Genomic DNA, 26568 nt, shown 5'->3' with positions numbered 1-26568 from the left:
CAGCGGGTTTTAATGTTAATTATAGTGTGAAAATCTTCCCTGGATTCATAATGTTAAGTGGATCAAGCGCTGCTTTTATGCTTTTCATGACGACTAAAGAGGTACCATGCTCAGTGGCTTGGTATTTCATTTTGCCAATGCCAACACCATGCTCGCCCGTACATGTGCCACCTCGAAGTAATGCATATTGCACGATTTGTTCATTGAAGCGATCCGCTTTTGCCTGTTCCTCGGCGTCATTTGGATTTAACATTAAAAGTGCATGGAAATTTCCATCGCCCACGTGGCCCACAAGCCCACCTGCGAGTCCAACATGATCAAGCTGTTCTCGTGCATATAAAATGGTTTCAGCAAGCACAGAGATTGGTACACAGACATCCGTTGACATGAGCTTCTTACCAGGATAAGCATGAATATATGCATAGGCTAAAGAATGTCGTGCTTCCCAAAGCTTATTACGAGCAGCATTATCTTGCTCGAATTCGACGGATAGACAGCTGTAGTCCTCAAAAATTTCTGTAGCAAATGCGATGTCCGCATGCATACCCGCTTCGTTTCCGTGGAATTCTAAAAACAATGTTGGTTTTTCGCTAAAGGATGTATCGTTATAGACATTGGCCTGCTTCATAGAGGATTCATCGACCAATTCCACTCGACCAATTGAAATACCAGCCTGTAATAAGGCGGTAACAGCACTAACAGCATCTCCAACTGTGTCAAAAACAGCTCGCCCCGCTGTCACAAATTCAGGTATACCATACACTTTTAACGTTAACTCCGTAAAGCAGCCAAGTGTTCCTTCAGAGCCGACAAATAGACCATTTAAATGGTAACCAGAAGAGGATTTCGCGGCTAAATTACCTGTATGGATGACAGAGCCATCTGCAAGGACAACCTCTAAATCACGAACCTGATCACGCATAACACCGTAACGCACAGCAGTCGTACCACTAGCATTCGTCGCAGCCATGCCACCTAGTGTTGCATCTGCACCTGGATCCACTGTGAATTGTAGACCGTGTTTTTTTAACTCCTTATTCAGTTGAGAGCGTGTGACGCCAGGCTGAACTTTTACAAGAAGGTCGTCAGGTCGAACTTCTAAAATCTTATTCATTTCAGAGAAATCAATAGAAATACCATGTGCAATAGGAATCGCGTTTCCTTCTAAGCTGGAGCCAACACCGAATGGTACAACTGGTACACGTTGTGCATGTGCAATTTTTAAGATGGCACTGACATCAGCTGTGGAACGGGGAAAGACAACGATATCAGGTAATCTCATCATATGATGAGATTCATCCTTTCCATGTAGCTGTCGTACCGTTTCGTTTGTTGACACTTGTTCTTCTAATAAAACCTGTTTGAGTTGATTGACAAGTAATTCTACTGCAACAGTCATTCCAATCCCTCCAAAATTTTCTGATAAGTAAAACTTTATCACGCATTTATTGGAAATGGAATGCACAGTTCATTAAAAATCAGTTAGCAAATACTTTTTCTAGTTTTTGAACAAATTCATCTTGTTCTGATGGACTGGATTGCTTCCACCATTTTTCAAAAAACACCCCAAGCCCTGGTAGTAAATGCTCTTCTCCGCGATTAATAGCATCTTCCACAATATCTTTGAATTCTGCGGCAGATTGACCATGTACATTCGCTGTGATTGCGTCTCTTATTTGAAAATTCATCTATATCGCCTCCTTAGTAGTAATTTGTCCAACTATCATTTAAATATGTATGAAATACCAAAGAAAATAGATAATTTTTGCAATAACTTGCGGGAATTATGACTAAATATGACAAGCATTTTATTCATTATGCACGAGGAAATGATGAGAATGGGCATTAGCTCTCAAGCAACATGACGGACTAAGATTATGTTACCTAGGAATATTGAACTGTGCACAGTTGATAGGAAGAGTAGCATGTCCATTCAGAACAATCAAAAGCTTTCATTCACACAATCTTTTGAAGAAATTTTAGAGGCAGTGCAACCAATGATTACAGCCATTCTTACGCAGCTTCATATTTACAAGGATTTTGATTACTATCGTCATATTGCTTCCATTGCTGTATGGAGAGCATGGCTAAAAGCAGATTCAGCAAAAGGACAATTTTCTGCTTATCTATATTCTTCGATAAAAGGAGAGATTTTAAATGAGTTATCAAAAGTAAAAAACTATAGAGAACGAATGACTGTTGTGGATGATGAAACAATGAATTATATACTTAGTGAGCAGGAGGAAAGAGACAATCAAAAAAATTCTAACTCTCTTGAAATGATGTTAGCCGAGTTAAAGCAGATAGAAAGGAAAATATTACTGCTTTATTATGTAGAAGGTTACAGTGATCTAGAAATAGCCAATGCACTAGATCTATCTGTTGTTGCTATCAAAAAAAGAAGGGCCAGAATCATCCAAAGGCTGAAACATCAACTTTTCAGAGTGGAATAAAGAACTAAAAATATCAAAAGTATGCTAATATTGAAATAAAATGAATATTAGCATACTTCACATAGGTGCATACAAATTCCGATAAAAGTGTTATGATTTGTAAGAAGTCAAAGAAATATACAATTCAAATTTAAATAATCGAAATAGATAGATAAAATTTCCTAGTGAATGTTTATATAGTAGTATGGAGGGTTTGGAGTGGAGAGATGGTTTAATCAGATAGAGAAAAAAGAGATTTGGTACATGGTATTACCCTTATTACTTGTCATACCATTACTGAGCTTTAGCAATCAAATATACGGTGTTTTCCAAGGTGACATGTATCAAGATATAAAATTGGTGATACAAATATTAATCATTGTTTTTACAATGGCAATTGCGATCCAATCCTATTTAGTATTTTCACACTTATTATCCAATCAAACTTTATACATAGGAAACATGTTTTTCATTATTGCCTTATTAGAATTAGTTAGCTTGTTTTTTAGCCAATCTAGAGAATGGAACTTTATGAACGAGCCCCTACATATATTAATGCGTTTATACTTAGCCATTGGATTTATACTTATTATTTTAAATCCTAAAAAGCGATTAACCATGAATCATCGGATACTGACATATGGTTGTTCGATGCTTTTCGTTCTAGGAAGCGTTTTTCTGGCTTATAATTCAACCAAAATATTGCCTAAAAATTGGTTAGATACGATTGATACTATGGTACACCTAATTGCTATTATTCTTCAAATTTTAACCATTGCTATTGTTAGTACATATGTAAAAAAATTACCGAAGCGTTCCATGTGGTTAATCAGCGCAGCTATTTCCCTTATTGTGAGTGATGTCTTCTTTATCGTTAGTCATGATCAAAGTGCAATATGGGATTTCTCGGCATTAATCTATCAGTTTTTAGCATTCTATTTTTTCCTAAAAGCGATTTATTATACATCTGTGGAAAAACCATTTCAGCAACTGTTGAAAATTAAGAAGGATCTTGAACAATCACAACAGGAGCTTCGATTTCAAGCTTATCATGATGACATTACATTGTTGCCAAATGAACATTTATTACTAAAGACGTTAAAAGAAAATTTACATAATAATAAAGAGCAAAAGGCTATCATTGCCATAGAAATTGATCGCTTTGCGGCGATTCGTTCGTCCATTGGGATAAGTAACTCTAATAAAATGATGAAACTTGTAGCAGAGCGTATTCAAGCGATTGTACCACCTCATTATTTTGCAACTAAACTTCGTGAGGGACAATTTGTTATTTATATTGACCATGTAAAGACCATTGAAGAACTACTACAATTTTGCTTAAATCTCAAAAGTGCCATGACCGATCCTTTACAGGTTCAGTTATTTTCATTGAACGGCAATCTAAATATAGGTATAGCCCTCTACGAGGATCAATGGACAGGTGAAGAGCTATTAATGCATGCACAGTTAGCAATGCGAGAGGCTAGACAAATACCTCAAAGATTTCTTTTTTATAAACCGTATATGTCTAAAGGCATTGCAGATCGAATATTGTTAGAGCAAGACTTACATAATGCGTTAGCCAATAATGAATTTTATTTAGACTATCAACCACAGGTCAACTTAAAAACAGGCACCATTGAATCGGTCGAAGCTTTGGTACGCTGGCGTCATCCAACTCGGGGCTTTGTTCCACCTGATGTCTTTATTCCTATTGCTGAGGAATGTGGCCTTATTATCCCGCTAGGTAAATGGATTTTAGAAACCGCATGCACTCAAGCAAAAATATGGGAGAAACAAGGCTTACCTCCGATGAAAGTGGCAGTGAATTTATCACTTGGCCAGTTATTTCAGCAGGATTTAGTAGAAATGGTACAAGATATTTTACAACGTACCAAATTAGATCCGACATTTTTACAATTAGAAATTACAGAAAGCATGACGATGAACATTGATCAAATGACACAGCTATTACATGAGTTAAAGGCATTAGGCATTCAGATTGCTGTAGATGATTTTGGAACAGGCTATTCTTCTCTATCCTATTTAAAGGAATTTCCAATTGATTGTTTAAAAATTGACCGAACATTTGTAAGAAACGTGCCACATAATCCAAATGATGAAGCACTTGTTTCCATGATTATTTCGATGGCAAAACATTTACGGTTGAAGGTTGTGGCAGAGGGCATTGAAGAAGTGGATCAGTTATCATTTCTAATAGATGGTGGCTGTGATTATATTCAAGGCTATCTATTTAGTAAGCCAATCTCTCCACAGCAAATCACGGATACCTATAAAGATTTACACCATCATGTAGATGAAGTATTAACACAACTTCAATATATTGAGGATTATATTATATAAAAAAGAACCTGCTTATTCCTTTTGAGTAAGCAGGTTCTTGCTGTTTAATGAATGAGATATTCTTCTTTTAATTCGGATATAGCTACTTCAGATCGCTCTTCTAAAGAACGGCGTAGATGAACTGTCGCTGTTTTTTCATCATCGTGGAGCTGATCGATCCAGATGGAAACACCATTATAGCTCACTTCAAATTCTAAAGGTGAGGCGACAATTTCTTGTGCACGCTGAAAATCCAACTGAAGCCCCCCTTATTTTTTCTGCTTATTTTTATTTTGCGTGACTGTATTAATTAGCTCCATAAACTCTTGAGAAAATTCCTCACTCACCTTGTTTGGTGCAATCTTTTGGTTTTTTGGCGTTTGAGGTAACGAGCCTTTATTATTGCTTTGACCTTGTTTATTGTCTCTTCCCATGTGAGTTGCTCCTTTCCTGTTGATATAAATTAATATGGCTTTGAAATGAACTTTTTATCCCGCATCACAGATAGCACTTCACAAGGAAAAATTCGCATAGCTCTTTGTTTATTGCGAACAATAATGAGTATTAAGATTTTTTAACAGAAAAATTATCATTTAATAAAACCCAATTTTGAGGAAACGGGAATCCTAATGCCCAATAACTAATGCCACGTAAATTGTAATGTTTAGTCATGTCGAATTTGGCTTGTGCGCTTCTCGCATCTTCAAACCATACCTCATGCTGCCTTCCTTGCTCATCAACATATCGATAAAAGGGAGATTGTGCAGTTGGATCATATTGGATTGTTGCCCCGTACTTGATGGCCCTATTGAGTGCTTCCTGAGGGCTAAACGTTTCGGCTTCTTGGCCTTTGACATGAGGTAAGAGCCAATCACGCGCATACAGCTCAAAACCCAATAGGATTTTATCAGCTGGTATTTCAGTTAAAGCATACTCCACGACTCTGCGCATTTCATTAATGGGGGAAATAGCTTGTGGGGGGCCGAGACGATAGCCCCATTCATATGTCATTAATACAACAAAATCTGCTATTCTCCCATGTGCTTCGTAATCATGTGCCTCATATAATGTCCCTTTTTGTGAAGAACTTGTTTTAGGTGCGAGCGCTGTTGAAACCAAATAGCCCTTTGGATGAAGTGTATCCACAGCCAATTGAATAAAGGCATTGAAATTTTCGCGATCAGCAGGTAAAACATTTTCAAAATCAATATTTAATACTTGATAACCTTTATCTTGCATCACCTGTAACACATTATTCATGACCTTTTTACGTAACTCTGCATTGGACAAGACGACATGTGCTAAATTAGAGCCTTCTTCTGTAGAAGTAAAATTAGTGAGCGTTAACATAGGGATGATATGTTTAGCCTTTGCTGCCGCTATCATATTTTCATCATTAATGGGCTGTAATGTCCCATCTTCCTTCATTTTATAAGCAAAAGGGCTAAAATAAGTCAGTAGATGACCAATAGCATTAATGGAGTCTACAGCTTCTTCTGTAGGTTGGTAGGAATAAGCATTGACTTCAATCATTGGTAATTTTCTTGGGATCATCAATTGGGAACCGACATAAAGCATATCGGGATTGTTTATTTTATTTTCTACAGCAATGGCTTGAACGGTCGTACCATAGCGCTGTGCTATTTGCCATAAAGTTTCTCCGGGCTGCACGATATGAACAATGGGAGGAATAATTAATTTCGTTCCTGGTGTTAATTGATCGGGATTTGTTAGATGATTTTCTAATATGATAGATTGCAAGGGAACGCTAAATTTCTGTGCGATGGACCATAACGTATCTCCTTTTTGAACCGTATAAATTGTATAAGGAGAAGGGATAACCAGTGATTGTCCGATGGCTAATTGATCAGGAGTAGCTAATGCATTTAATTGACTAATAGATTGAACGGGTACAGCATAACGATTAGCGATTTGCCACAGTGTTTCGCCAGCACTTACCACGTGGATAAGCATAGAACACCTCCATCACGATCTTATTAGTGCATCATATGTTTCAAGTGTGAAAAAGAGTATTTTAGTATGTGTCCAGTAAAATAGTTGAAATGTCAAATTCTTTCTCAATGAGTTGCATAGGATAAGTATCATTGTGAGAAAGGGGCTTGATGTTGAAAAAGGCGAAGCTCACAGGAAGAATCGTCACGCCTGAAGATTTGGATTATGAACAAGCGAGAACGAATAATAATTTAAATAATCCCAAATATCCGAGTGTCATTGTGTTTTGTCAAGAAACGAAAGATGTGGTTAATGCCTTAAAATGGGCTAGAGAAAACAATGAACCTTTCAGAATTCGAAGCGGTCGTCATAGCTATGAAAATTTTTCTTTAGTAAATAAAGGACTTGTCATTGATGTAAGTGATATGAACGATATTTCGGTAAATCTCTCAGAAATGACGGCTAGGATTGATGCTGGAGCGAATATGGGAAATGTATACCGTACATTATGGGCGCATGGTGTTACCATTCCTGCTGGTACAGAAAGTAGTGTTGGAGTGGTCGGTTTGACACTTGGTGGGGGGATTGGAATGCTATCACGACCGTTTGGGTTAACTTGTGACAATCTTATAGAAATCGAAACGGTGGTTGCGAGTGAACATAAGGGTGCTCAGGTAATCAGAGCCAATAAGCAACAACATCATGATCTGTTTTGGGCAAGTCGTGGTGGAGGTGGGGGCAATTTTGGTATAGTCACTTCTTTGACATTCAAGCTTCATGCGATTAATGAGGTATCACTTTTCTCTATAACATGGGGATGGGATGATTTTGAAGTGGCCTTTGATGCATGGCAAAAATGGGCTCCCTATACAGATAAGCGTCTAACCTCACAGATTGAACTAAAAACAAAGGAAGTAGGTGAAATAGTCGCACAAGGTGAGTTCATAGGAACAGCAGCTGAATTAAAGAAATTGCTTCGCCCTCTTAGGAAAACAGGCATGCCAACAAGTATTTGGATAAAGGAAGTGCCATATATCAAGGCAGTAGAATTTTTTGATTTACCAAGTGGCAATCAGCCTGCTCTTCGAAAAAGATCTGGCTCATTTTTGGAGAGACCGTTTCCATATAAGGCGATTCAACGAATGAAAGAATTTTTAGCCCATGCACCTAATTTAAATACAACGATCTGGCAACAGTCTTTAAGAGGAGCGGTCGGTGAAATTGCTCCCCAGCATACTGCCTATTACTATCGCAATGCGATAATAGCCCAAGAATATAATACTTCCTGGAAAAACCCGAAAGAGGAAGAACAAAATATTAGGTGGGTAGAAAATTTACGTCGAGCATTATCACCTTATACGGCTGGTGATTATGTCAATTTTCCGGATCGATTTATTCAGGACTGGCATACAGCCTATTACGGACGTAATTTTAGAAGGCTTCGTGAAGTGAAAACAAAATATGATCCGTATAACGTATTTCAATTTCCGCAGAGTATCCCACCTATTAGAAAGTGGCTGTAGCTGGAGAAGGGGGCAGGTGAAGAGCCACTCCTGCTCCTTTTTGATTTTCACGTTTTAGCTTGATAAATACTGTATAAGGGGTCACAATAAAACTATTACATATATTTCTAAAAGGATTGATTGGGATGGAAAATATTGTTGTTCGTAATAATGTAACAATACTCGGACAAGGAGACCAACCGCTTATTTTTGCACATGAATTTGGTTGTGATCAAAATATGTGGCGTTTCATTACGCCTGCTTTTATGGACAAATATCAGATTATATTATTCGATTATGTAGGCTCTGGTAACTCAGATATAAATGCCTATTCATCAGAAAAATATCAATCGTTACAGGGCTATGTACAAGATATATTGGACATTATTGAAACGCTATCATTACAAAATAGTATTTTTGTAGGGCATTCCATTAGTGCCATGATAGGACTGCTCGCATCTATCCAGCACCCTGACTATTTTAAGAAATTGATTATGATTGGTCCTTCTCCCTGTTATTTAAATGATGATGGTTATCGAGGGGGATTTGAGCGAAGTGATATAGCGGAGTTATTAGAAATGATGGAAATGAACTTTACAGGTTGGGCTAGCTATATGGCACCTATTGCTATGAGTAATCCTGAACAGCCAGCATTAACACAGGAACTGAAGCAAACCTTTATAGCAGCAGACCCTATCATTGCAAAAGAATTTGCTGAGGTTACTTTTTTATCTGATCATCGAAGTGAATTACCAAAGGTCTCAATTCCTTCGTTAATTATCCAATGCTCGGAAGATAGTATTGTGCCAATTGGTGTGGGAGACTATTTGCATCAGCATCTCAAAAATAGCACGTTACAATTACTGGAAGCAAAGGGTCATTACCCACATATTAGTCACCCAAATGAAACGATACAATGTATCGCAGATTTTTTGTAGGGAAAAATGAAAGGATTTTCAACAATGGAAAAACGACTCAACAATGCACCATGTGGATTTCTTTCCATCACACATGAAGGGCTTATTTCAGAAATCAATCAAACCCTTGTAGATTGGATCGGCTATGAGCAAGAGGAATTATTACATAGGCATCTAGAAATTCTTCTATCTACGCCCAATAAGATGATTTTTCATTCTTATTTTTATCCTATGATTAATCTAGAGGGGCGAGTAGAGGAATTATTCATTCATCTCAAACAGAAGGACGGAATGTCGCTTCCGTTTTTAATGAATGCTAAATTGTACAAAGAGGGTATGGTAGAGCGCATTGATTGTATTTTAGTAAAGATGAAAAAGCGCATAGATTATGAACAGGAATTACGATCAGCCAAAAAACTACTTGAGGCTGCCTACCAAGAAAAGGATCGTGCATTAGCTAATTTGGAGCAAATTCATGTAGAAATAGAACATCAGCAGGCGAAATTATTGGAAATGAATGCTGCTTTAGTAGAATTATCAATGACTGATAAACTGACTGGCTTGAAAAACAGGAGATTTTTCCAGGAACAACTCGAACAACATTTTAATCGTTTTCATGAGACTGCAGAGCCTTTTTCGTTATGCATTTTAGATATCGATCATTTCAAAAAGGTTAATGATACATATGGTCATCAAGTTGGAGACGATGTCCTCGTTCAATTGGCACAACTATTACAAATTCAAGTACGTCTAGAAGATATCGTCGCTCGTTATGGTGGGGAGGAGTTTATTATCCTCTTACCAGAAACCGAAATACATGTGGCAAAAAAAATCGGCGAAAAAATTAGACACACCGTGGAGCAGGATGGCTGGCCAACAGGTCGTCTTACGATCAGTATGGGAATTGCCACTGTAACTTCAGAAGATACAGAGACGACATTAATAAAAAAAGCAGATGAAGCATTGTATGGATCGAAAGAGCATGGACGAAACAAAGTCACTCATTTTCATGAGATAAAGTGAATCGTTTTTACAATTCGTCTACTAATTTTTGGATAGAAGGAAGATCTGCTGGAGCAAATGGAAGGTTAAGCAATTGGTTGCGGGGAACCCATCTTGCTTCAGCATGTTCTAGTATTTGAGGTGTGCCGTTTACAATAGTAGCTTTGTATGTTTCTAAGTGAACGAAAAATTGTTCGTATTCATGGAGCGTTACGGCCACTTGCTTACCTACTTGAATCATACAGTTAAATTCCTCAAGGATTTCTCGATAAAGTGCCTGTTCTGGTGTTTCGCCCTGCTCTATTTTACCGCCAGGGAATTCCCAATAATTTGCTAATACCATTTGGGGATTTCTTAAAGCACAGAAAATTTCTTGTTGTTCATTTTCAATAATAGCCCCTACTACATGTATTGTTTTTTTCATTTATATTCCTCACTTTGTGTCTTCATTAGATATGTATAATTATAGCATGTTTAATTTGTACGCCACTTGCCACCACAGGAAAATAACAGTTTTCTTACTTAGCTATGAAATTTGCCATTTCGTAGGGTATAATAGTGGTCAATATATAGGAAAAAGGCGGTAAGAGGTAGCGATGAAGAGAATTGAATCTACGCAAAATGCGTTAGTGAAATATTGGAAAAAGTTAGCGACAACAAGAAAAGAGCGTGAACGTTCGGGTGAATTCCTAGTAGAGGGCTTCCATCTTGTTGAAGAAGCATTAAAAAATAAAAACCAAGTATTACAAATTATAGTGCGTGAAGGTATCGATTTGCCAATGTTATGGCCAATTGATGATGTAGCTATTGTAGAGGTATCGACTGCGGTAGCAAAGGAATTTGCAGAGACAGAAACCTCTCAAGGTGTTTTTGCTGTATGTAAACAGCCAGTCTTAGAGGATAATGTGATGACCACTTGGAGAAAAGTGTTATTAATTGATGCTGTCCAAGATCCTGGAAACATCGGAACAATGATTCGTACAGCGGATGCAGCAGGTTTAGATGCTGTAATTTTAGGAAAAGGCAGTGCGGATATTTATAATCCTAAAACACTACGTGCTGCTCAAGGCTCACATTTCCATGTTCCAGTAGTGCGTGGAGATTTAGCAGAATGGATTGATTTACTACAGGATCAAGGTGTACCAGTATTTGGTACTGCCTTGGATGAGGAGGCGGTGCCGTATAGCGATATTCAGCATACAGGTGCATTTGCGATTATCATGGGGAATGAAGGAAGTGGCATTCAGCCTCAGTTATTAGCAATGACAGATCAAAATATGATCATTCCTCTTTTTGGACAGGCTGAATCATTAAATGTAGCAGTAGCAACAGGTATTGTTTTATATGGCTTTGCTAAGTAATTGACAGATCTTTATGGGATTGAGGCAGTTGTCTCTTGATTTGCCACAGTCCATTATTGTATAATTTATTCTAAAATGTATGTTTAAATAATAAATGCTTTGACCGAGAAGTAGTAAAGATTGTGAATGGACAACAGGGAGCGTCGGCCACAGATTGAGAGCCAGCGCCGTACCAATGCAGTTTTGAATTCAGCTCGCGAGCAGCTACCGGGACCAGTGTGATGCTGTAAAGGTAAGCCGGCTTTATCAAGTCGTTATGTTAATGAAGTGATTGTAAGGATTTGTCTTGCAATAACTAGGGTGGTACCGCGAAAATGTCCTCGTCCCTTTTTAGGGGCGAGTTTTTTTATGCCTAAAATGAAGGCATTTATTTTCTAAGGAGGTTTTAACATGGAAGAGCAATTAAAACAATTAGAGCAAGAAGCACTTGCTAAAATTGAAGCAGCTGCAAATTTAAAAGAATTGAATGAAGTACGTGTTGCGTACTTAGGAAAAAAAGGACCTATCACAGATTTACTAAAAGGGATGGGGAAATTATCAGCTGAAGAACGTCCGAAAATGGGTGCTTTAGTGAATAATGTTCGTGAAAACGTAACGGCGGTATTAGAAACAAAGATAACGGTTTTAGAAGAAGCGGCTATTGCTGAAAAATTAGCAAGTGAGTCGATTGATGTCACTTTACCAGGTCGTGAAATTAAAGTGGGGAACCGTCACCCTTTAACTCGTGTCATTGAAGAAATTGAAGATTTATTTATCGGAATGGGCTATGAAATTGCTGAAGGCCCAGAAGTTGAGAAGGATTACTATAATTTTGAAGCACTAAATTTACCAAAAGGACATCCTGCTCGTGATATGCAAGATTCGTTCTATATTTCCGAGGAAATATTATTACGTACGCATACTTCACCAGTGCAGGCTCGTACTATGGAAGCCAAAAAAGGCGAATCGATTCGCATAATTTGTCCTGGTAAAGTATTCCGTCGTGATAATGATGATGCAACACATTCACATCAGTTTATGCAAATTGAAGGTTTAGTCATTGGCGAAAACATTCGCATGAGTGACCTCAAAGGAACATTAGATACTTTAGCGAAAAAAATGTTTGGTGCAGACCGCGAAATTCGACTGCGTCCGAGCTTCTTCCCATTTACTGAGCCATCAGTAGAAATGGATATCTCTTGTTTCAAGTGTGGTGGAGCAGGCTGTAACGTATGTAAGGGCACAGGCTGGATTGAGATTCTAGGAGCAGGTATGGTGCATCCAAACGTATTAGAAATGGCTGGCTATGATCCAAAGAAAGTTTCTGGATTTGCATTTGGTATTGGTGCAGAACGTATTGCGATGTTGAAATATGGTGTTGACGATATTCGTCATTTCTATACAAGTGACACTCGCTTCTTATCACAATTCGAGCGAACAGAAGCGTAAGGGGGATAAAACATGTTAGTATCATTAGAATGGTTAAAAGATTATATCAATACACAGGACTTAGCACCTGAGCTATTAGCAGAAAAAATTACACGCTCTGGGATCGAAGTAGATGCAGTAATTGATCGTGCTAATGCTATGGATAAAGTTGTGGTTGGTTATGTAGTCTCTAAGGAGAAACATCCAGAGGCCGATAAGTTAAATATTTGCCAAGTTGACGTTGGCGAAGCAGAGCCTCAACAAATTATTTGCGGTGCACCAAATGTTGATGCTGGCCAAAAAGTCATTGTTGCTCGACCAGGTGCACATTTACCAGGTGGCATTAAAATTAAAAAAGCAAAACTTCGCGGCCATGAATCGAACGGAATGATTTGTTCCTTACAAGAGCTTGGAATCGAAGGAAAGCTTGTGCCTAAGGCATACTCAGAAGGTATTTTCGTCCTACCAGCAGATGCAGAAGTAGGCTCAGATGCACTGGCTATATTGGGCTTACGTGATACCGTATTGGAGTTAGGTTTAACACCAAACCGCTCAGATGCCCTTTCAATGCTTGGTGTAGCCTATGAAGTAGGTGCCATTCTTTCCGAGGAAATCCAATATCCAGAAATTGTATATCAAACTACTAGTGAAAAAGCACAGGATTACCTAAAGCTTCATGTAGAAGATTTACAAGCAAATCCTATGTATGTGGCAAAAGTAGTGAAAAACGTAAAAATCGGTGAATCACCAATGTGGCTTCAAAATCGTTTAATGGCTGCAGGAGTCCGTCCACACAATAATGTGGTAGATGTAACGAACTATGTATTAATGGAATATGGTCAACCTCTACATGCTTTTGACTATGATAGCCTAGCAACAGGTGAAATCATTGTTCGTAAAGCAACAGAAGGTGAAAAAATTACAACATTAGATGACCAAGAACGTACATTAAAAGCTTCAGATTTAGTCATTACAAATGGCAAAGAGCCAGTAGCAATTGCTGGTGTAATGGGTGGTGCTAATTCAGAGGTAACAGATTCAACAACGACTGTTGTCATTGAGTCAGCCTATTTTGATGGTTTAACAGTGCGTCAAACGTCTCGTCATCTTGGCCTGCGTTCAGATGCATCCGCACGTTTCGAAAAAGGGGTAGACCCAAATCGTGTCTTACCAGCTGCTGAACGTGCTGCCGCTCTACTTGCCGAATTAGCAGGCGGTGAAGTATTAGAAGGTACATGTTTAGTAGATGAGTTAGATAAAACACCAGCGCGAGTAGTCGTTTCCCCAGATTTTATTAATGAGCGCTTAGGTATGAAGATTGCATTAGAAGATATGCTTTCTATTTTAGAGCGTTTAAAATTTGGTGTAGAGGCAGCAAATGGTTTATTAATCATCGATGCACCAACACGCCGTCAAGATATTAAAATTGAAGAGGATATCGTGGAGGAAATTGCACGTCTTTACGGTTATGATGAAATCCCAATGACATTACCAGAAGGTGCAACACAAGTAGGTAATTTATCACCTTACCAGGCAAATCGCCGTGTTGTTCGTCAATACTTGGAAGGTGCTGGTTTGTATCAAGCAGTGACATATTCATTAACATCAGATGCATTGTCACAACGCTTTGCCTTAAAAGCAGAGCCAGTAACTCGTTTACTTATGCCAATGAGTGAGGAGCGTTCTACATTACGTCAAAGCCTTATTCCTCATTTAATCGAAGCAGCCGCATATAATGTTGCTCGTCAAGCTGAAGGCGTGGCTTTATATGAAATTGGTTCCGTATTCCTTGGTCAATCAGATGAGGGGCAACCATATGAGGAAGAGCATGTGGCAGCTGTACTAACTGGCAAATGGCTAGACCATGCTTGGCAAGGCGAGAAAAAAGCCGTAGATTTCTTTGTGCTAAAAGGTATCGTCGAAGGTGTCATTGGCAAACTTGGCTTAGAAAATCGCATGACATTTGTGAAATCACAAGTGGATGGCTTACATCCAGGACGTACGGCTAGCATTTTATTAGATGGCGAGCAAGTCGGCATTATCGGTGGACTTCACCCTGCTGAACAAAAAGCATGGGGTGTAAAAGATACGTATGTGATGGAAATGAATTTAGTGGCGCTATTAAATGCAACGGCACAAGAAGCACCACTTGCTTACACACCAGTACCTCGTTTCCCAGCTATGTCTCGTGATATCGCACTTATTATGGACCGTACTACAACAGCGGGCGAAGTAATGGAAGCTATCGATACAGCGGGTGTGAAATTATTAAAAGATATCCGCGTATTCGATGTTTACGAAGGGGAGAAAATGGAACCAGGTAAAAAATCGGTTGCCTTCTCTCTCACATACTTTGATCCAGAACGTACTTTAACGGACGAAGAAGTAGTGGCTGCACATAACAAAGTGTTAAAAGCCATTGCTACGATTGCAGGCACAGAAGTACGCTAATATATGAAAAAAGACTGTCTAATGAGGCAGTCTTTTTTTGTTTGAGAATGGTGAAGATGATGATCCGAAAGGTGTAGAAAGAAATGATCCAAAAAATGAGGAAAGCGCTCAAAAAGGTTCCTAATGCGTCTCACGCTCATCAGGAACCCCAAAAAAGCTTTTTTAAGCAACCAATAGTATGATTTACTTCATCTTCCGTGCTTTATCAGTGTTGGCGAAATGCCATTTTGTGATGGAGCGTAGAAATTCTTCGCCCTGATTACGCCAGATTCGGGCTGCTTGCACATCTACCTTGTTAGAGGCGCCCTTCATTAATGTAAGCCCTGTGATGTCACTCAAACGATCCATTTCCTTTAAAAAGGCAGCACGAGCTAAAATAGATGCTGTAGCCACAGCTACATGTAATTGTTCTGCTTTAGTAGAAAAGTAGACATTCTCTTGTACAAGTTCACGTTCATTTTTTAAATAATTGTAATAGACACCACGTTCAGCAAACTGGTCGATTAAGATAAATTCAGGTTTTTCAGGTGCCATTTTTGATAGTGTGTTTTGTAGTGCCTTGTTATGCATCATGGCTTTCATTTTACCTTGGGAATAGCCTTTCGCCTGTAAGTTGTTATATTTCTCGTTGCGTAAGACGAGAACACTATGGACACAGGCTGCACGTAAATCAGGCGCAATTTTTCGCATATAATCATCTGTTAGCATTTTTGAATCTTTTACGCCAAGCTCATTTATGAGTTCAATTTTGGAGGTAGGCACATATACTGCCGCTACTGTTATTGGACCGAAATAATCACCTGTGCCTGTTTCATCTGAGCCTAAGACAGACATTGTTGCGAAATTGTTAGGCAGTACATCCCCTTTTGCCACGATAGAGGAGGGGGGAGTAGCAGCTTTTTCAATAGTTCCCCAGCGCGCCGCCTCGCGTTCAGCACCGCCCCCCTGAAACATTAATTTTCCTGATTTATACATAGTTATGGCTGTATCTGGTAGTTTTGCCGCAAAAATGACTCCTGGAGCCTTTCGTTCTATAAAGTGCGGTCCATAGTAAGCCATCACCTCTTTTTGAATATTTGTTGAAATGGAAAGCACAATATTTGCCATTTAATCGTTCCTTTCTGTCCTCATTGTTCACAATTTTATACCTTTCATGGTATGATAATAAATAGCTTTTTTGTGTGATGGTGCTCACAAGCCTCTAAAATCATGTGTGCATCGAATTTATAGGAGGGTGCGACTATGGAAAAACAAGAAAAGAATAAAATTTCTGTTGAAATATATGGTCATACATACAAAATGGTCGGCTCTGAATCCATTGGCCATATGCGACTTGTTGCTTCGATTGTTGATGACCGTATGCGCGAGATGAACGTACATAATCCCTCACTTGATAGCACAAAACTTGCTGTTCTGACAGCAGTAAATACAGTTCATGATTATTTACTATTAAAAGAACGAATGGAGCAATTAGAAGAAGAATTGAAAAAGTTAAAGGGTTGAAGAGAATGTTAGATTTAATCATATTAGTGGTACTGTTAGCTGGTATAGGCGTCGGTGCAAAACGAGGTTTTATTGTACAGATGATGCATATTGTCAGCTTTGTAGTAGCCCTAATTGTTGCGTATATTTATTATAAGCCATTAGCACAAAAATTTGTATTTTGGGTTCCATATCCAGGCGTGACTGACACAGGTAGCCTTGGCGTTGTCATTGATAGTCTAGATTTAGACCGTACCTTTTATCGGGTAATTGCCTTTGCTGTTATTTTCTTTGCAGTAAAAATAACGTTGCAAATCGTGGCATCGATATTTGATTTTATCGCTTATTTGCCTGTACTAAATACAGTGAATCGTTGGCTTGGGGCGTTACTTGGCATGATTGAAAACTATTTAATTATGTTTATTTTGCTATATGTGTGCGCCTTATTACCAATAGATGCCATACAAAATTTAATGTCGAAGTCATTGTTAAGTGGTCTGATGTTGGAGCATACACCGATTATTACAAAGATGTTCCAAAACTGGTGGTATATTTATATGCAATAGTAACTGTGCACTTCTCTCTGTCTTGAGGGAAGTGTTTTTACGATAGGAGGAATTACCAATGAATAAAAAAACAATTATTCGCACACTCGAAAAAATTGCTTTATATATGGAACTACAGGGAGAAAATCCATTCAAGGTATCAGCCTTTCGAAAGGCAGCGGCAGCACTAGAGGGGGACGAGCGTTCATTAAGCGAAATGGATGATGTAACAAAACTCAAAGGGATTGGCAAGGGTACTGCGGCTGTAATAGAGGACTTAATGGCAACAGGTGAATCGAGTTTGTTAAAGGAGCTAGAAGAGATTGTACCTAAAGGGTTACTGCCATTGCTAAAATTACCTGGTTTGGGAGGAAAAAAAATTGCGAAACTACACCAAGAGCTTGGTATTGACTCTGCCGAAAGCTTGAAGGCTGCTTGTGAGGCAGGGAAAGTACGTGAATTAGCTGGGTTTGCTGTAAAAACGGAGGAGAAGATTTTAAAGGAGCTAGCCAATTTAGCAAATCGTTCAGAACGACTTCCAATTTGGCAGCTTGAGCCTGTGGTTTTACAAATTGAGGCGCTTCTAGGTAGTATGAAGGAAGTAGACCGGTTTTCAGTTGCTGGGAGTTTCCGTCGAGCGTTAGAAACTAGCAAAGATATTGATTTTATTGTTGTGACAGAAGCAGTTGAGGAAGTACGAGAAAAGTTGTTAAATAGCTTGGCCATTCAAGAAGTAGTGGCGGCGGGGGATACAAAAATTTCGGTGATTTTAGACTTAGATGAACCAGTTAGCGTTGATTTTCGTTTAGTGAAGGACAATGAATATGCGACTGCGTTGCATCATTTCACAGGTTCAAAAGATCATAATGTTCGTATGCGGCAAATTGCCAAAGCCCGTGGTGAAAAAATAAGTGAATATGGAGTGGAACAAGAAGATGGTACTGTTTTAACGTTTCAAGATGAAGCGGCATTTTTTGCTCATTTTAATCTACCTTGGATTCCACCAAGCTTACGTACTGGAACAGCAGAATTTGATAAAACAAATATAATTCATAAATTAGTTCGACTAGAGGATATTAAAGCTGATTTGCATATGCATACGACTTGGTCGGATGGTGCTTACTCTGTTGCAGAAATGGGCGAGGCGTTACTAGCACGGGGCTATCAATATAGCGTTATTACAGACCATTCGCAATTCCTAAAAGTAGCAAATGGATTAACGCCAGAGCGCTTAGAAAAGCAGCGTGGAGAAATTGAGGCGTTTAATGCGGCACATCCAGATTTTCATTTGTTTAAAGGGACGGAGATGGATATTTTACCCGACGGTTCCCTTGATTTCGAAGATCAGGTGTTAAAAGAGCTCGATTTTGTTATTGCTTCCATTCATTCTAGTTTTACACAATCACAAGATAAAATTATGGCACGTTTACTAACAGCAATGCAAAATCCCTATGTTCATATGATTGCCCATCCGACTGGTCGAATTATTGAAGACCGTGATGGTTATAATCCTGATATGAAACAGTTAATTGCCTGGGCCAAGGAATATGGTAAAATTTTAGAGTTAAATGCAAATCCGTATCGTCTCGATTTATGTGTAGAACATTTAGAAATGGCCTGCGCTGCAGGTGTGCCGGTAGCCATCAACACAGATGCTCATGATATTACGCATTTACGTTTTATGGATATTGGTGTTCGCTATGCAAATAGAGCATGGTTACCGAAAGATATGATTGTGAATACATGGACGCGTGAACAGTTTGAAGCGTTCATACGACGAAATAAATAGGCTGAGGAGGTGTTCTCAGTGATAGCAGATCGCGCATTGAAAACACTAGAATACGATAAAGTTAGGCAACAAGTGGCTTCCTATTGTACTTCCTCCATTGGTAAATCTGCCATTGAGGAGCTTGTGCCACAAACAGATTTTGATAAAGTAGTACAATTATTAGAGGAAATGGATGAAGGATTATCCATTTTGCGTGTGAAGGGTAATGTACCAATGGGAGGCATTTTCGATGTCCGTCCCTCTGCCAGACGTGCTCAAATAGGAGGCATGTTAGCAGCAGTAGAACTAATGGAAATTTCGAGCACGATTCGAGCAAGCCGAATTTTGCGCAATTTTATTGAAGATTTAGAAGCCGATGAAGTGATTGCTATTCCTCATTTCATCTCCAAAAAGGAAGCAATGCCTGTCTTAACAGGGCTGCAACATGAAATCAATAACTGTATTGACGACAATGGAGCTGTCTTAGATTCTGCTAGTCAAACATTGCGCTCTATTCGCCAATCTTTGCGTGCTGAAGAAGGGAAAGTTCGCTCTAAGCTGGAAAGTCTAATTCGTGGAAGTAATGCAGCAAAAATGCTTTCGGATACACTTGTGACAATTCGTAATGATCGCTTTGTTATTCCTGTAAAGCAAGAATACCGTCATCATTATGGCGGGATTGTCCATGACCAATCTTCTTCTGGTCAAACCTTATTCATTGAGCCAGATTCTGTTGTCCAAGCAAACAATGAAATACATCGCTTGAAAATGAAGGAGCAGGCAGAAATTGAACGTATTTTACTAGCATTAAGTGCAATGGTGCAAGAAGTAGCATCAGATTTATTTAACTTAGTGAAGGTATTAGGTGATATCGATGTCATTTTAGCAAAGGGCAAATATGGCCAAGCCAATAAATGTACAATGCCTAAAATGAATCAGAATGGCTATATCCGACTAATACGTGCGCGTCATCCACTGTTACCTATAGAATCAGCTATTCCCAATGATATTGAATTTGGTAAAGATATTACAGCTATTGTCATTACAGGTCCGAATACAGGTGGTAAAACGGTGACATTAAAAACGGTTGGCTTGTGTACATTAATGGCGCAGGCAGGATTACCAGTGCCAGCATTAGATGGCTCAGAACTTGCTGTATTTGAGCAATTATTTGCCGATATTGGTGATGAGCAATCAATTGAGCAGTCACTTTCTACGTTTTCGTCCCATATGGTCAATATTGTAGACATCCTACAAAAATTTGATCACGAATCACTTGTTCTTTTTGATGAGTTAGGGGCAGGTACTGATCCACAGGAAGGGGCAGCCTTAGCCATCTCAATCTTAGACGAAGTACATGGGCGCGGTGCTCGTGTAATGGCTACAACACACTATCCTGAGCTAAAAGCTTATGGCTATAATCGACCAGGTGTAGCCAATGCCAGTGTAGAATTTGATATTGAAACGTTGAGCCCGACCTACCGTCTACTTATCGGTGTGCCTGGGCGCTCAAATGCATTTGAAATTTCCAGTCGTCTCGGTTTACCTGAATCCATTATTGATCGTGCTAAAGGCTTTACTGGAACCGATCGACATGAGGTTGAATCGATGATTGCCTCATTGGAAGAAACACGTCGCCAATCCGAAGATGATGCAGAGCGTTCGCATGCATTACTATTAGAATCAGAGACATTGCGTAAAGAGCTTCAAGATAAATTGCAAGCCTATGAGGAGCGCAAAGAGGCGCTTGATAAGAAGGCGAAGGAAAAGGCGCGTAAAATTGTTGATGAAGCGAAACGTGAAGCAGAAGCGATTATTGCGGAGCTTCGAGAAATGCGTAAAAATGCGGATCAAGTTGTCAAGGAGCATGAATTGATTGAAGCACGTAAACGCTTGGAAGAAGCAACACCACTTGAAGACAATAAAGTGCTAAAAAAGGCGGCACAAGTTAAAGCTCGTGCACAAAACTTAGTTGTCGGAGACGAGGTAAAGGTGTTAAGCTATGGTCAACGAGGTACTTTGTTAGAAAAGGTGTCGAATACCGAATGGGTTGTCCAAATGGGGATTTTAAAAATGAAAATCTCAGATAGTGATTTGGAGTATATTAAACCTGAAAAAGAGCCTGTATTACGAACAGCTGGTGTGAAAAATAGAAATAGTCATGTGAAATTAGAATTAGATTTACGTGGTGAACGCTATGAGGATGCAATCGTAAGAACAGAGAAATATATTGATGATGCATTACTCTCTAATTATGGTCGTGTATCCATTATTCATGGAGTTGGTACAGGGGCGTTACGTCAAGGTATTCAAAGCTATTTGAAAAAGCATAAGCGCGTAAAATCCTTCCGTTTTGGTGAAGCCGGTGAAGGGGGCTTAGGCGTCACAGTTGTTGAATTGAAATAAGCTATAAAGGGGACGGAGAAAAATGCTGAATTCTGGCTTTTGGCGATATCCAATTATCGAAACGGCAGGATATTTTAGTGTTGTAGTATTATGTTTAGTCGTCTCGATGGCATTGTTCGAAGTCGTTACGAAATATAAAAATTGGGAAGAAATTAAAAAAGGTAATGTCGCTGTGGCACTTGCAACGGGGGGGAAAATACTAGGGATTTGTAATATCTTCCGCTTTTCCATTGCACGTCATAGCACATTAAGTGAAATGATCGGCTGGGGCCTTTTTGGCTTTACATTATTAATTGTAGCGTATTTCTTATTTGAATTTATGACACCTCGTTTTAACGTTGATCAAGAGATTGCCAATGATAATCGCTCAGTTGGTTTCATTTCCTTTACCATTTCAGTCGGTCTTTCGTTTGTAATTGGGGCAAGTATTGCATAGGAGTGTCATGACATGGAAAAATTAGCAAAAGTACTAATCGTTGTCTGTATTGCATTTTTGGCAGTAGGTGTCTACTATATGTTAACGGTTTAAAAAAACGCATTCTCTTTATGAGAATGCGTTTTTTATTTATTAAACATTACATAAAATTCTACTACAACCTATTAATTTTCTCTCATATAACGCTATTAAAGGGTAGAACAAATTATTTTTATAATATAGGAATATGGTGATTATTTTTTTATGGAGTAAGTCAAGAATGAATGAGTATTCATAAGGTCTATTCAAACAAATCCCGATAAATACCAATCATATTAATGTTGTAAATTGCATAATAATTAATCGAAAATGCATTTATTTTCTATTTTCTGTTTGAAACTGTATTTCTTTTTCATTATAATAAATATAAGAATTGACAAAGTTTGGGACAAAGGGGAGAGGACGTATGACAGCAAAACCATGGCTAGCAAATTATCCTGAAGAAGTACCATCGTCTTTAACGTTTGAGGAAATTCCAGTGCAAGAGTTTTTGACACGTGCCTATAAAAAGAATCCATCCAAAGTAGCGATTCATTTTATGGGAAAGGATTTGACGTACACCGAGCTATATGAGTCAGCTTTAAGGTTCGCAAACTATTTACAAGCACTAGGTGTGGAAAAGGGAGATCGAGTAGCCATTATGCTGCCAAACACGCCACAAAGTGTAATCGCTTACTATGGTGCCATGTATGCAGGTGCTGTTGTAGTACAAACAAATCCACTTTATACTGAACGTGAGCTTCAATATCAAATGGGTGATTCAGGAGCAAAGGTTATTCTCGTAATGGATATTTTATATCCAAGAGTCATGAAAATTATGAAAGAGACAGCACTTGAAAATGTCATTGTGACAGCTATTAAAGATTATTTACCATTCCCAAAAAATTTAGTCTATCCATTTATTCAAAAAAAGCAGTATGGCTTTAGTGTCAAGGTTGAACATAGCGGTCAAAATCACTTGTTTACAGAAATAATGCGCTCAGCACCGATTAAGCTAATTGACAATATGCCATTTGATTTTGAAGAAGACCTAGCACTCCTTCAATATACGGGTGGGACAACAGGTTTCCCAAAAGGCGTTATGCTGACACATAAAAATTTAATTGCCAATACAACAATGTGTGATGCTTGGATGTATAAATGTGTTCATGGTGAAGAAACCATTATGGGCATTCTACCATTCTTCCACGTTTATGGAATGACTACTGTTATGCTTTTATCTGTATTCACTCAAAATAGAATGGTGCTTTTACCGAAGTTTGATGCAGAGACTGCTTTAAAAACGATTGATAAACAGAAACCAACACTGTTCCCCGGCGCACCAACCTTATACATTGGCCTTTTAAATCACCCAGACATTGCGAATTATGATTTATCATCTATTAAGGCATGCCTAAGTGGCTCTGCTTCATTACCGATTGAAGTGCAAGAGAAGTTCGAGGCCGTTACTGGTGGAAAGCTAGTAGAAGGATATGGATTAACTGAAACCTCTCCTGTAACACATGCTACGCCAATTTGGGGTAAGCGGGTGATTGGCTCGATTGGTTTACCATGGCCAAATACAGAAGCAGTTATTTTACGTACAGGGGATACAGAAGAGCTACCTATTGGTGAGGTGGGTGAAATTGCTGTTAAAGGACCACAAGTAATGAAGGGCTACTGGAACCGTCCAGAGGATACAGCTGCGACATTTGCTGACGGTTGGTTTTTAACAGGTGATCTTGGTTATATGGATGAGCAAGGCTTCTTCTATGTAGTAGATCGTAAAAAGGATTTAATAATAGCTGGTGGCTTTAATATTTATCCTCGTGAAGTGGAAGAAGTGTTGTATGAACGTGAAGAGATCCAAGAGTGCGTAGTGGCAGGCATACCTGATCCGTATCGTGGTGAAACAGTAAAAGCTTATATTGTGTTAAAAGAAGGATATTCGATTACTGAGGACGAATTAAATAAATATTGTCGTCAGCATCTAGCGGCTTTTAAAGTTCCGCGTTATTATGAATTTAGAGAAGAGCTGCCAAAAACAGCTGTAGGAAAAATTTTACGTCGTACGTTAGTTGAAGAAGAAAAAACAAAATTAGCGAATAAAGAAGCGAAATAAATACGTGTGAAAGTATTGACAAGCAATGCTGTAAAATATAATATGAAAATATGAATGAATGACCATTCATATTTTCATATTTTTTTAGGTTCACACGTCATATCGACGTGCGCATGTTTTTTAGGTGGTGATATAAAAGTGAAACGAGATAAGCCAAAATATAAACAAATTATTGATGCAGCTGTCATCGTTATTGCGGAGAATGGGTATCACCAAGCGCAAGTATCGAAAATCGCCAAACAGGCAGGGGTGGCCGATGGAACAATCTATTTATATTTTAAAAATAAAGAAGATATATTAATTTCTGTCTTTAATGAAAAAATGGCTGTTTTTGTAGAGTCATTACAAGATATAATAGAAAATGGGAGTACGTCTAAAGACAAACTTTCACGAATGATAGAAAATCATTTTAATGTTCTAGCGACAGATCGATACCTAGCAACTGTCACACAATTAGAGCTTCGCCAGTCAAACAAAGACTTACGATTAAAAATTAATTCAGTATTGCGTGAGTATTTACAGCTACTTGATCAAATTTTAATCGAGGGTATGCTTACAGGTGAGTTCAATCAGACGATGGATGTACGCTTGGCACGACAAATGGTTTTTGGAACAATTGATGAAACTATTACGTCGTGGGTTATGAATGACTATCGATATGATTTGATGGAACAGGTTCCAAAGGTTCAGGCGTTAATCCTGAACGGCATTAAAGCTTAAAAGGATGTGGAGAAATGGAATTTCTAAGTTGGAAAGTAGAAGATGGAGTAGCGATTATTACAATTGCACGTCCACCAGCAAATGCATTATCTCGCGGTATTATTGCAGAAGTTAACGCTGTACTAGATGCTGTAGAACACGATGATGCTGTAAGAGTCCTTGTACTTCATGGTGAAGGCCGTTTCTTCTCTGCAGGGGCAGATATTAAAGAATTTATTGGGGTAGAATCTGGAGAGGAATTTACAAAGCTAGCTAGCAACGGGCAACAGGTTTTTGAGCGTGTTGAATCGTTTTCTAAGCCTGTCATTGCAGCTATCCATGGTGCGGCATTAGGCGGAGGCCTAGAGTTAGCGATGAGCTGTCATATGCGATATGTCACTGAATCTGCAAAACTTGGTTTACCTGAATTACAACTAGGGCTTATTCCTGGTTTTGGTGGTACACAGCGTTTACCACGCTATGTTGGTGTAGCAAAGGCTGCTGAAATGATGTTTACAAGTGAACCAATCTCTGGTACCGAAGCTGTTCAGTGGGGCTTAGCGAACCGTGCATTCTCAGATGAAGCACTGCTAGAAGAAACGTTAAAAATCGCTAAGGGCATTGCTAAGAAAAGTCCAATCGCTTTAAAAGCGGCTATTCAAACATTGCAATATGCAAAACATGCATCATTCTATGAAGGCATTGAAGCAGAGGCGAAATCGTTTGGAACAGTATTTGTTACAGAAGATGCCAAAGAGGGAATTCAAGCATTCATTGAAAAGCGTGAGCCTGTGTTTACTGGCAAATAATTTTCCAAATGTCGATAGCAACCTTCAGTATGTTATCGGCGTTATCGAAACTGAAAATATATAATATTTATAAGTTTACTTAGAATTATAAAACGTTCCAGGAGGTATGGATATATGAACATTTTTGCATTAATTAAACGTACGTTTGATACAGAAGAAAAAATCGTTGTGTCGGGTGGTAAAATCCAAGAGGACGGCGCAGAATTCATTATCAACCCTTACGATGAATATGCCATTGAAGAGGCGATCCAAGTTCGCGATGCTGCTGGTGGGAAAGTAACAGTAGTGACAATTGGTGGCGAGGATGCAGAGAAGCAATTACGTACAGCACTTGCTATGGGAGCAGACGAAGCAGTGCTTATTAATACAGAAGATGATTTAGATGAGCTGGACCAACATGCAGCAGCTTATCTACTAGCAGAATACTTAAAAGATAAAGATGCAGATTTAATTTTAACAGGAAATGTTGCGATTGATGGTGGTTCAGGGCAAGTTGGTCCACGTGTTGCTGATTTATTGGATATAAATTATGTAACAACGATTACGAAACTTGAAATTGACGGAACAACTGCGAAAATTGTTCGTGATATTGAAGGAGATTCAGAGGTAATTGAAACTTCTTTACCGTTATTAGTAACTGCTCAGCAAGGTTTAAATGAGCCTCGTTACCCATCTCTACCAGGTATTATGAAAGCGAAAAAGAAACCGCTTGCAGAGCTTGAGTTAGATGATTTAGATATCGATGAAGATGATGTAGAAGTGAAGATTGAAACAGTTGACATCTTCTTACCAGCTCAAAAAGCAGCAGGTCGTATTTTAGAGGGTGACCTATCTGCACAAGCAAAAGAACTGGTAAATCTACTTCACACAGAAGCAAAAGTTGTTTAATTATTGGATGTCAATCGAATCTTAAAG

General features: G+C 38.7%; 24 protein-coding genes. 17 read left to right on the top strand and 7 right to left on the bottom strand.

What is annotated here, in order from left to right:
* Positions 1-19: 19 nt before the first annotated feature.
* Positions 20-1399, bottom strand: coding sequence for an FAD-linked oxidase C-terminal domain-containing protein (locus MKZ14_RS15925; RefSeq protein WP_257960580.1), 1380 nt, complete (start codon positions 1397-1399; stop codon positions 20-22).
* A gap of 79 nt (positions 1400-1478) precedes the next feature.
* A complete protein-coding gene (sspI, locus tag MKZ14_RS15920) occupies positions 1479-1688 on the bottom strand; it encodes a small acid-soluble spore protein SspI (protein ID WP_004226361.1) in 210 nt (69 codons plus the stop codon).
* Between the two features lie 237 nt (positions 1689-1925).
* On the opposite strand from sspI, the gene MKZ14_RS15915 reads away from it, so the two are divergent.
* On the top strand, positions 1926-2453 hold the full coding sequence (locus tag MKZ14_RS15915; protein WP_333005095.1) for a sigma-70 family RNA polymerase sigma factor: 528 nt from the start codon (positions 1926-1928) through the stop codon (positions 2451-2453).
* A gap of 198 nt (positions 2454-2651) precedes the next feature.
* The gene (locus MKZ14_RS15910; protein WP_244905039.1) at positions 2652-4796 is read left to right on the top strand and encodes an EAL domain-containing protein; all 2145 of its coding nucleotides are present in this window, start codon (positions 2652-2654) and stop codon (positions 4794-4796) included.
* Between the two features lie 44 nt (positions 4797-4840).
* Here MKZ14_RS15910 and MKZ14_RS15905 read toward each other — a convergent pair whose 3' ends face one another.
* The 3 genes from MKZ14_RS15905 to MKZ14_RS15895 all read right to left on the bottom strand — a co-directional run bounded on the left by MKZ14_RS15905 (position 4841) and on the right by MKZ14_RS15895 (position 6749).
* Positions 4841-5032 carry an H-type small acid-soluble spore protein gene (locus MKZ14_RS15905; RefSeq protein WP_016994871.1) on the bottom strand — a complete coding sequence of 64 codons (192 nt, stop codon included), beginning with the start codon at positions 5030-5032 and terminating at the stop codon, positions 4841-4843.
* A gap of 12 nt (positions 5033-5044) precedes the next feature.
* Complete coding sequence (locus MKZ14_RS15900; protein WP_004226371.1) at positions 5045-5209, bottom strand: YfhD family protein; 165 nt, start codon at positions 5207-5209, stop codon at positions 5045-5047.
* Positions 5210-5339: 130 nt separating this feature from the next.
* Positions 5340-6749, bottom strand: a complete 1410-nt coding sequence (locus MKZ14_RS15895) for a LysM peptidoglycan-binding domain-containing protein (RefSeq protein ID WP_333005101.1) — start codon at positions 6747-6749, stop codon at positions 5340-5342.
* A 152-nt stretch (positions 6750-6901) separates the two neighbouring features.
* Here MKZ14_RS15895 and MKZ14_RS15890 point away from each other — a divergent pair, with 152 nt between their 5' ends.
* The 3 genes from MKZ14_RS15890 (at position 6902) to MKZ14_RS15880 (ending at position 10170) form a co-directional block, all read left to right on the top strand.
* A complete protein-coding gene (locus MKZ14_RS15890; protein WP_036078304.1) occupies positions 6902-8251 on the top strand; it encodes an FAD-binding oxidoreductase in 1350 nt (449 codons plus the stop codon).
* Between the two features lie 125 nt (positions 8252-8376).
* Positions 8377-9168: an alpha/beta hydrolase gene (locus MKZ14_RS15885; protein ID WP_339280214.1), complete on the top strand. Its 792-nt coding sequence runs from the start codon at positions 8377-8379 to the stop codon at positions 9166-9168.
* Between the two features lie 24 nt (positions 9169-9192).
* The gene (locus MKZ14_RS15880; RefSeq protein WP_339280213.1) at positions 9193-10170 is read left to right on the top strand and encodes a diguanylate cyclase; all 978 of its coding nucleotides are present in this window, start codon (positions 9193-9195) and stop codon (positions 10168-10170) included.
* Positions 10171-10177: 7 nt separating this feature from the next.
* Here MKZ14_RS15880 and MKZ14_RS15875 read toward each other — a convergent pair whose 3' ends face one another.
* A complete protein-coding gene (locus tag MKZ14_RS15875; protein WP_339280212.1) occupies positions 10178-10573 on the bottom strand; it encodes a (deoxy)nucleoside triphosphate pyrophosphohydrolase in 396 nt (131 codons plus the stop codon).
* Between the two features lie 172 nt (positions 10574-10745).
* Between MKZ14_RS15875 and MKZ14_RS15870 the strand changes: the two genes are divergently transcribed.
* The 3 genes from MKZ14_RS15870 to pheT all read left to right on the top strand — a co-directional run bounded on the left by MKZ14_RS15870 (position 10746) and on the right by pheT (position 15368).
* Positions 10746-11510, top strand: a complete 765-nt coding sequence (locus MKZ14_RS15870; protein ID WP_339280211.1) for an RNA methyltransferase — start codon at positions 10746-10748, stop codon at positions 11508-11510.
* 390 nt (positions 11511-11900) lie between these two features.
* Positions 11901-12938, top strand: coding sequence for a phenylalanine--tRNA ligase subunit alpha (gene pheS, locus MKZ14_RS15865; protein WP_004226385.1), 1038 nt, complete (start codon positions 11901-11903; stop codon positions 12936-12938).
* A gap of 12 nt (positions 12939-12950) precedes the next feature.
* Positions 12951-15368: a phenylalanine--tRNA ligase subunit beta gene (gene pheT, locus MKZ14_RS15860; protein WP_312123704.1), complete on the top strand. Its 2418-nt coding sequence runs from the start codon at positions 12951-12953 to the stop codon at positions 15366-15368.
* Between the two features lie 183 nt (positions 15369-15551).
* On the opposite strand, the gene rnhC is transcribed toward pheT, so the two are convergent.
* Entirely contained in the window at positions 15552-16475 is a 924-nt protein-coding gene (gene rnhC, locus MKZ14_RS15855; RefSeq protein ID WP_339280210.1) for a ribonuclease HIII, read from the bottom strand.
* 135 nt (positions 16476-16610) lie between these two features.
* Here rnhC and zapA point away from each other — a divergent pair, with 135 nt between their 5' ends.
* The 9 genes from zapA (at position 16611) to MKZ14_RS15810 (ending at position 26541) form a co-directional block, all read left to right on the top strand.
* A complete protein-coding gene (gene zapA, locus MKZ14_RS15850) occupies positions 16611-16871 on the top strand; it encodes a cell division protein ZapA (RefSeq protein ID WP_016991554.1) in 261 nt (86 codons plus the stop codon).
* A gap of 5 nt (positions 16872-16876) precedes the next feature.
* Positions 16877-17416: a CvpA family protein gene (locus MKZ14_RS15845; protein WP_016991553.1), complete on the top strand. Its 540-nt coding sequence runs from the start codon at positions 16877-16879 to the stop codon at positions 17414-17416.
* Positions 17417-17474: 58 nt separating this feature from the next.
* A complete protein-coding gene (polX, locus tag MKZ14_RS15840) occupies positions 17475-19184 on the top strand; it encodes a DNA polymerase/3'-5' exonuclease PolX (protein ID WP_312123701.1) in 1710 nt (569 codons plus the stop codon).
* 18 nt (positions 19185-19202) lie between these two features.
* Complete coding sequence (locus MKZ14_RS15835) at positions 19203-21569, top strand: endonuclease MutS2 (RefSeq protein ID WP_312123700.1); 2367 nt, start codon at positions 19203-19205, stop codon at positions 21567-21569.
* 22 nt (positions 21570-21591) lie between these two features.
* Positions 21592-22005 (top strand): DUF350 domain-containing protein, encoded by a 414-nt coding sequence (locus MKZ14_RS15830; protein WP_008179180.1) that lies wholly within the window; start codon positions 21592-21594, stop codon positions 22003-22005.
* Positions 22006-22450: 445 nt separating this feature from the next.
* A complete protein-coding gene (locus MKZ14_RS15825) occupies positions 22451-24145 on the top strand; it encodes an AMP-binding protein (protein ID WP_333005120.1) in 1695 nt (564 codons plus the stop codon).
* A 99-nt stretch (positions 24146-24244) separates the two neighbouring features.
* Entirely contained in the window at positions 24245-24865 is a 621-nt protein-coding gene (locus MKZ14_RS15820; RefSeq protein ID WP_309484743.1) for a TetR/AcrR family transcriptional regulator, read from the top strand.
* Between the two features lie 14 nt (positions 24866-24879).
* Positions 24880-25653, top strand: coding sequence for an enoyl-CoA hydratase (locus tag MKZ14_RS15815; RefSeq protein ID WP_016991550.1), 774 nt, complete (start codon positions 24880-24882; stop codon positions 25651-25653).
* Between the two features lie 114 nt (positions 25654-25767).
* A complete protein-coding gene (locus tag MKZ14_RS15810) occupies positions 25768-26541 on the top strand; it encodes an electron transfer flavoprotein subunit beta/FixA family protein (protein ID WP_333005121.1) in 774 nt (257 codons plus the stop codon).
* Positions 26542-26568 lie beyond the last annotated feature (27 nt).

The sequence above is a fragment of the Lysinibacillus sp. FSL P2-0066 genome (assembly GCF_037969495.1).
Lineage (GTDB): Bacteria > Bacillota > Bacilli > Bacillales_A > Planococcaceae > Lysinibacillus > Lysinibacillus boronitolerans.
Note: the sequence above shows the minus strand (reverse complement) of the source record. Positions and strands in the feature narration are given on the sequence as shown.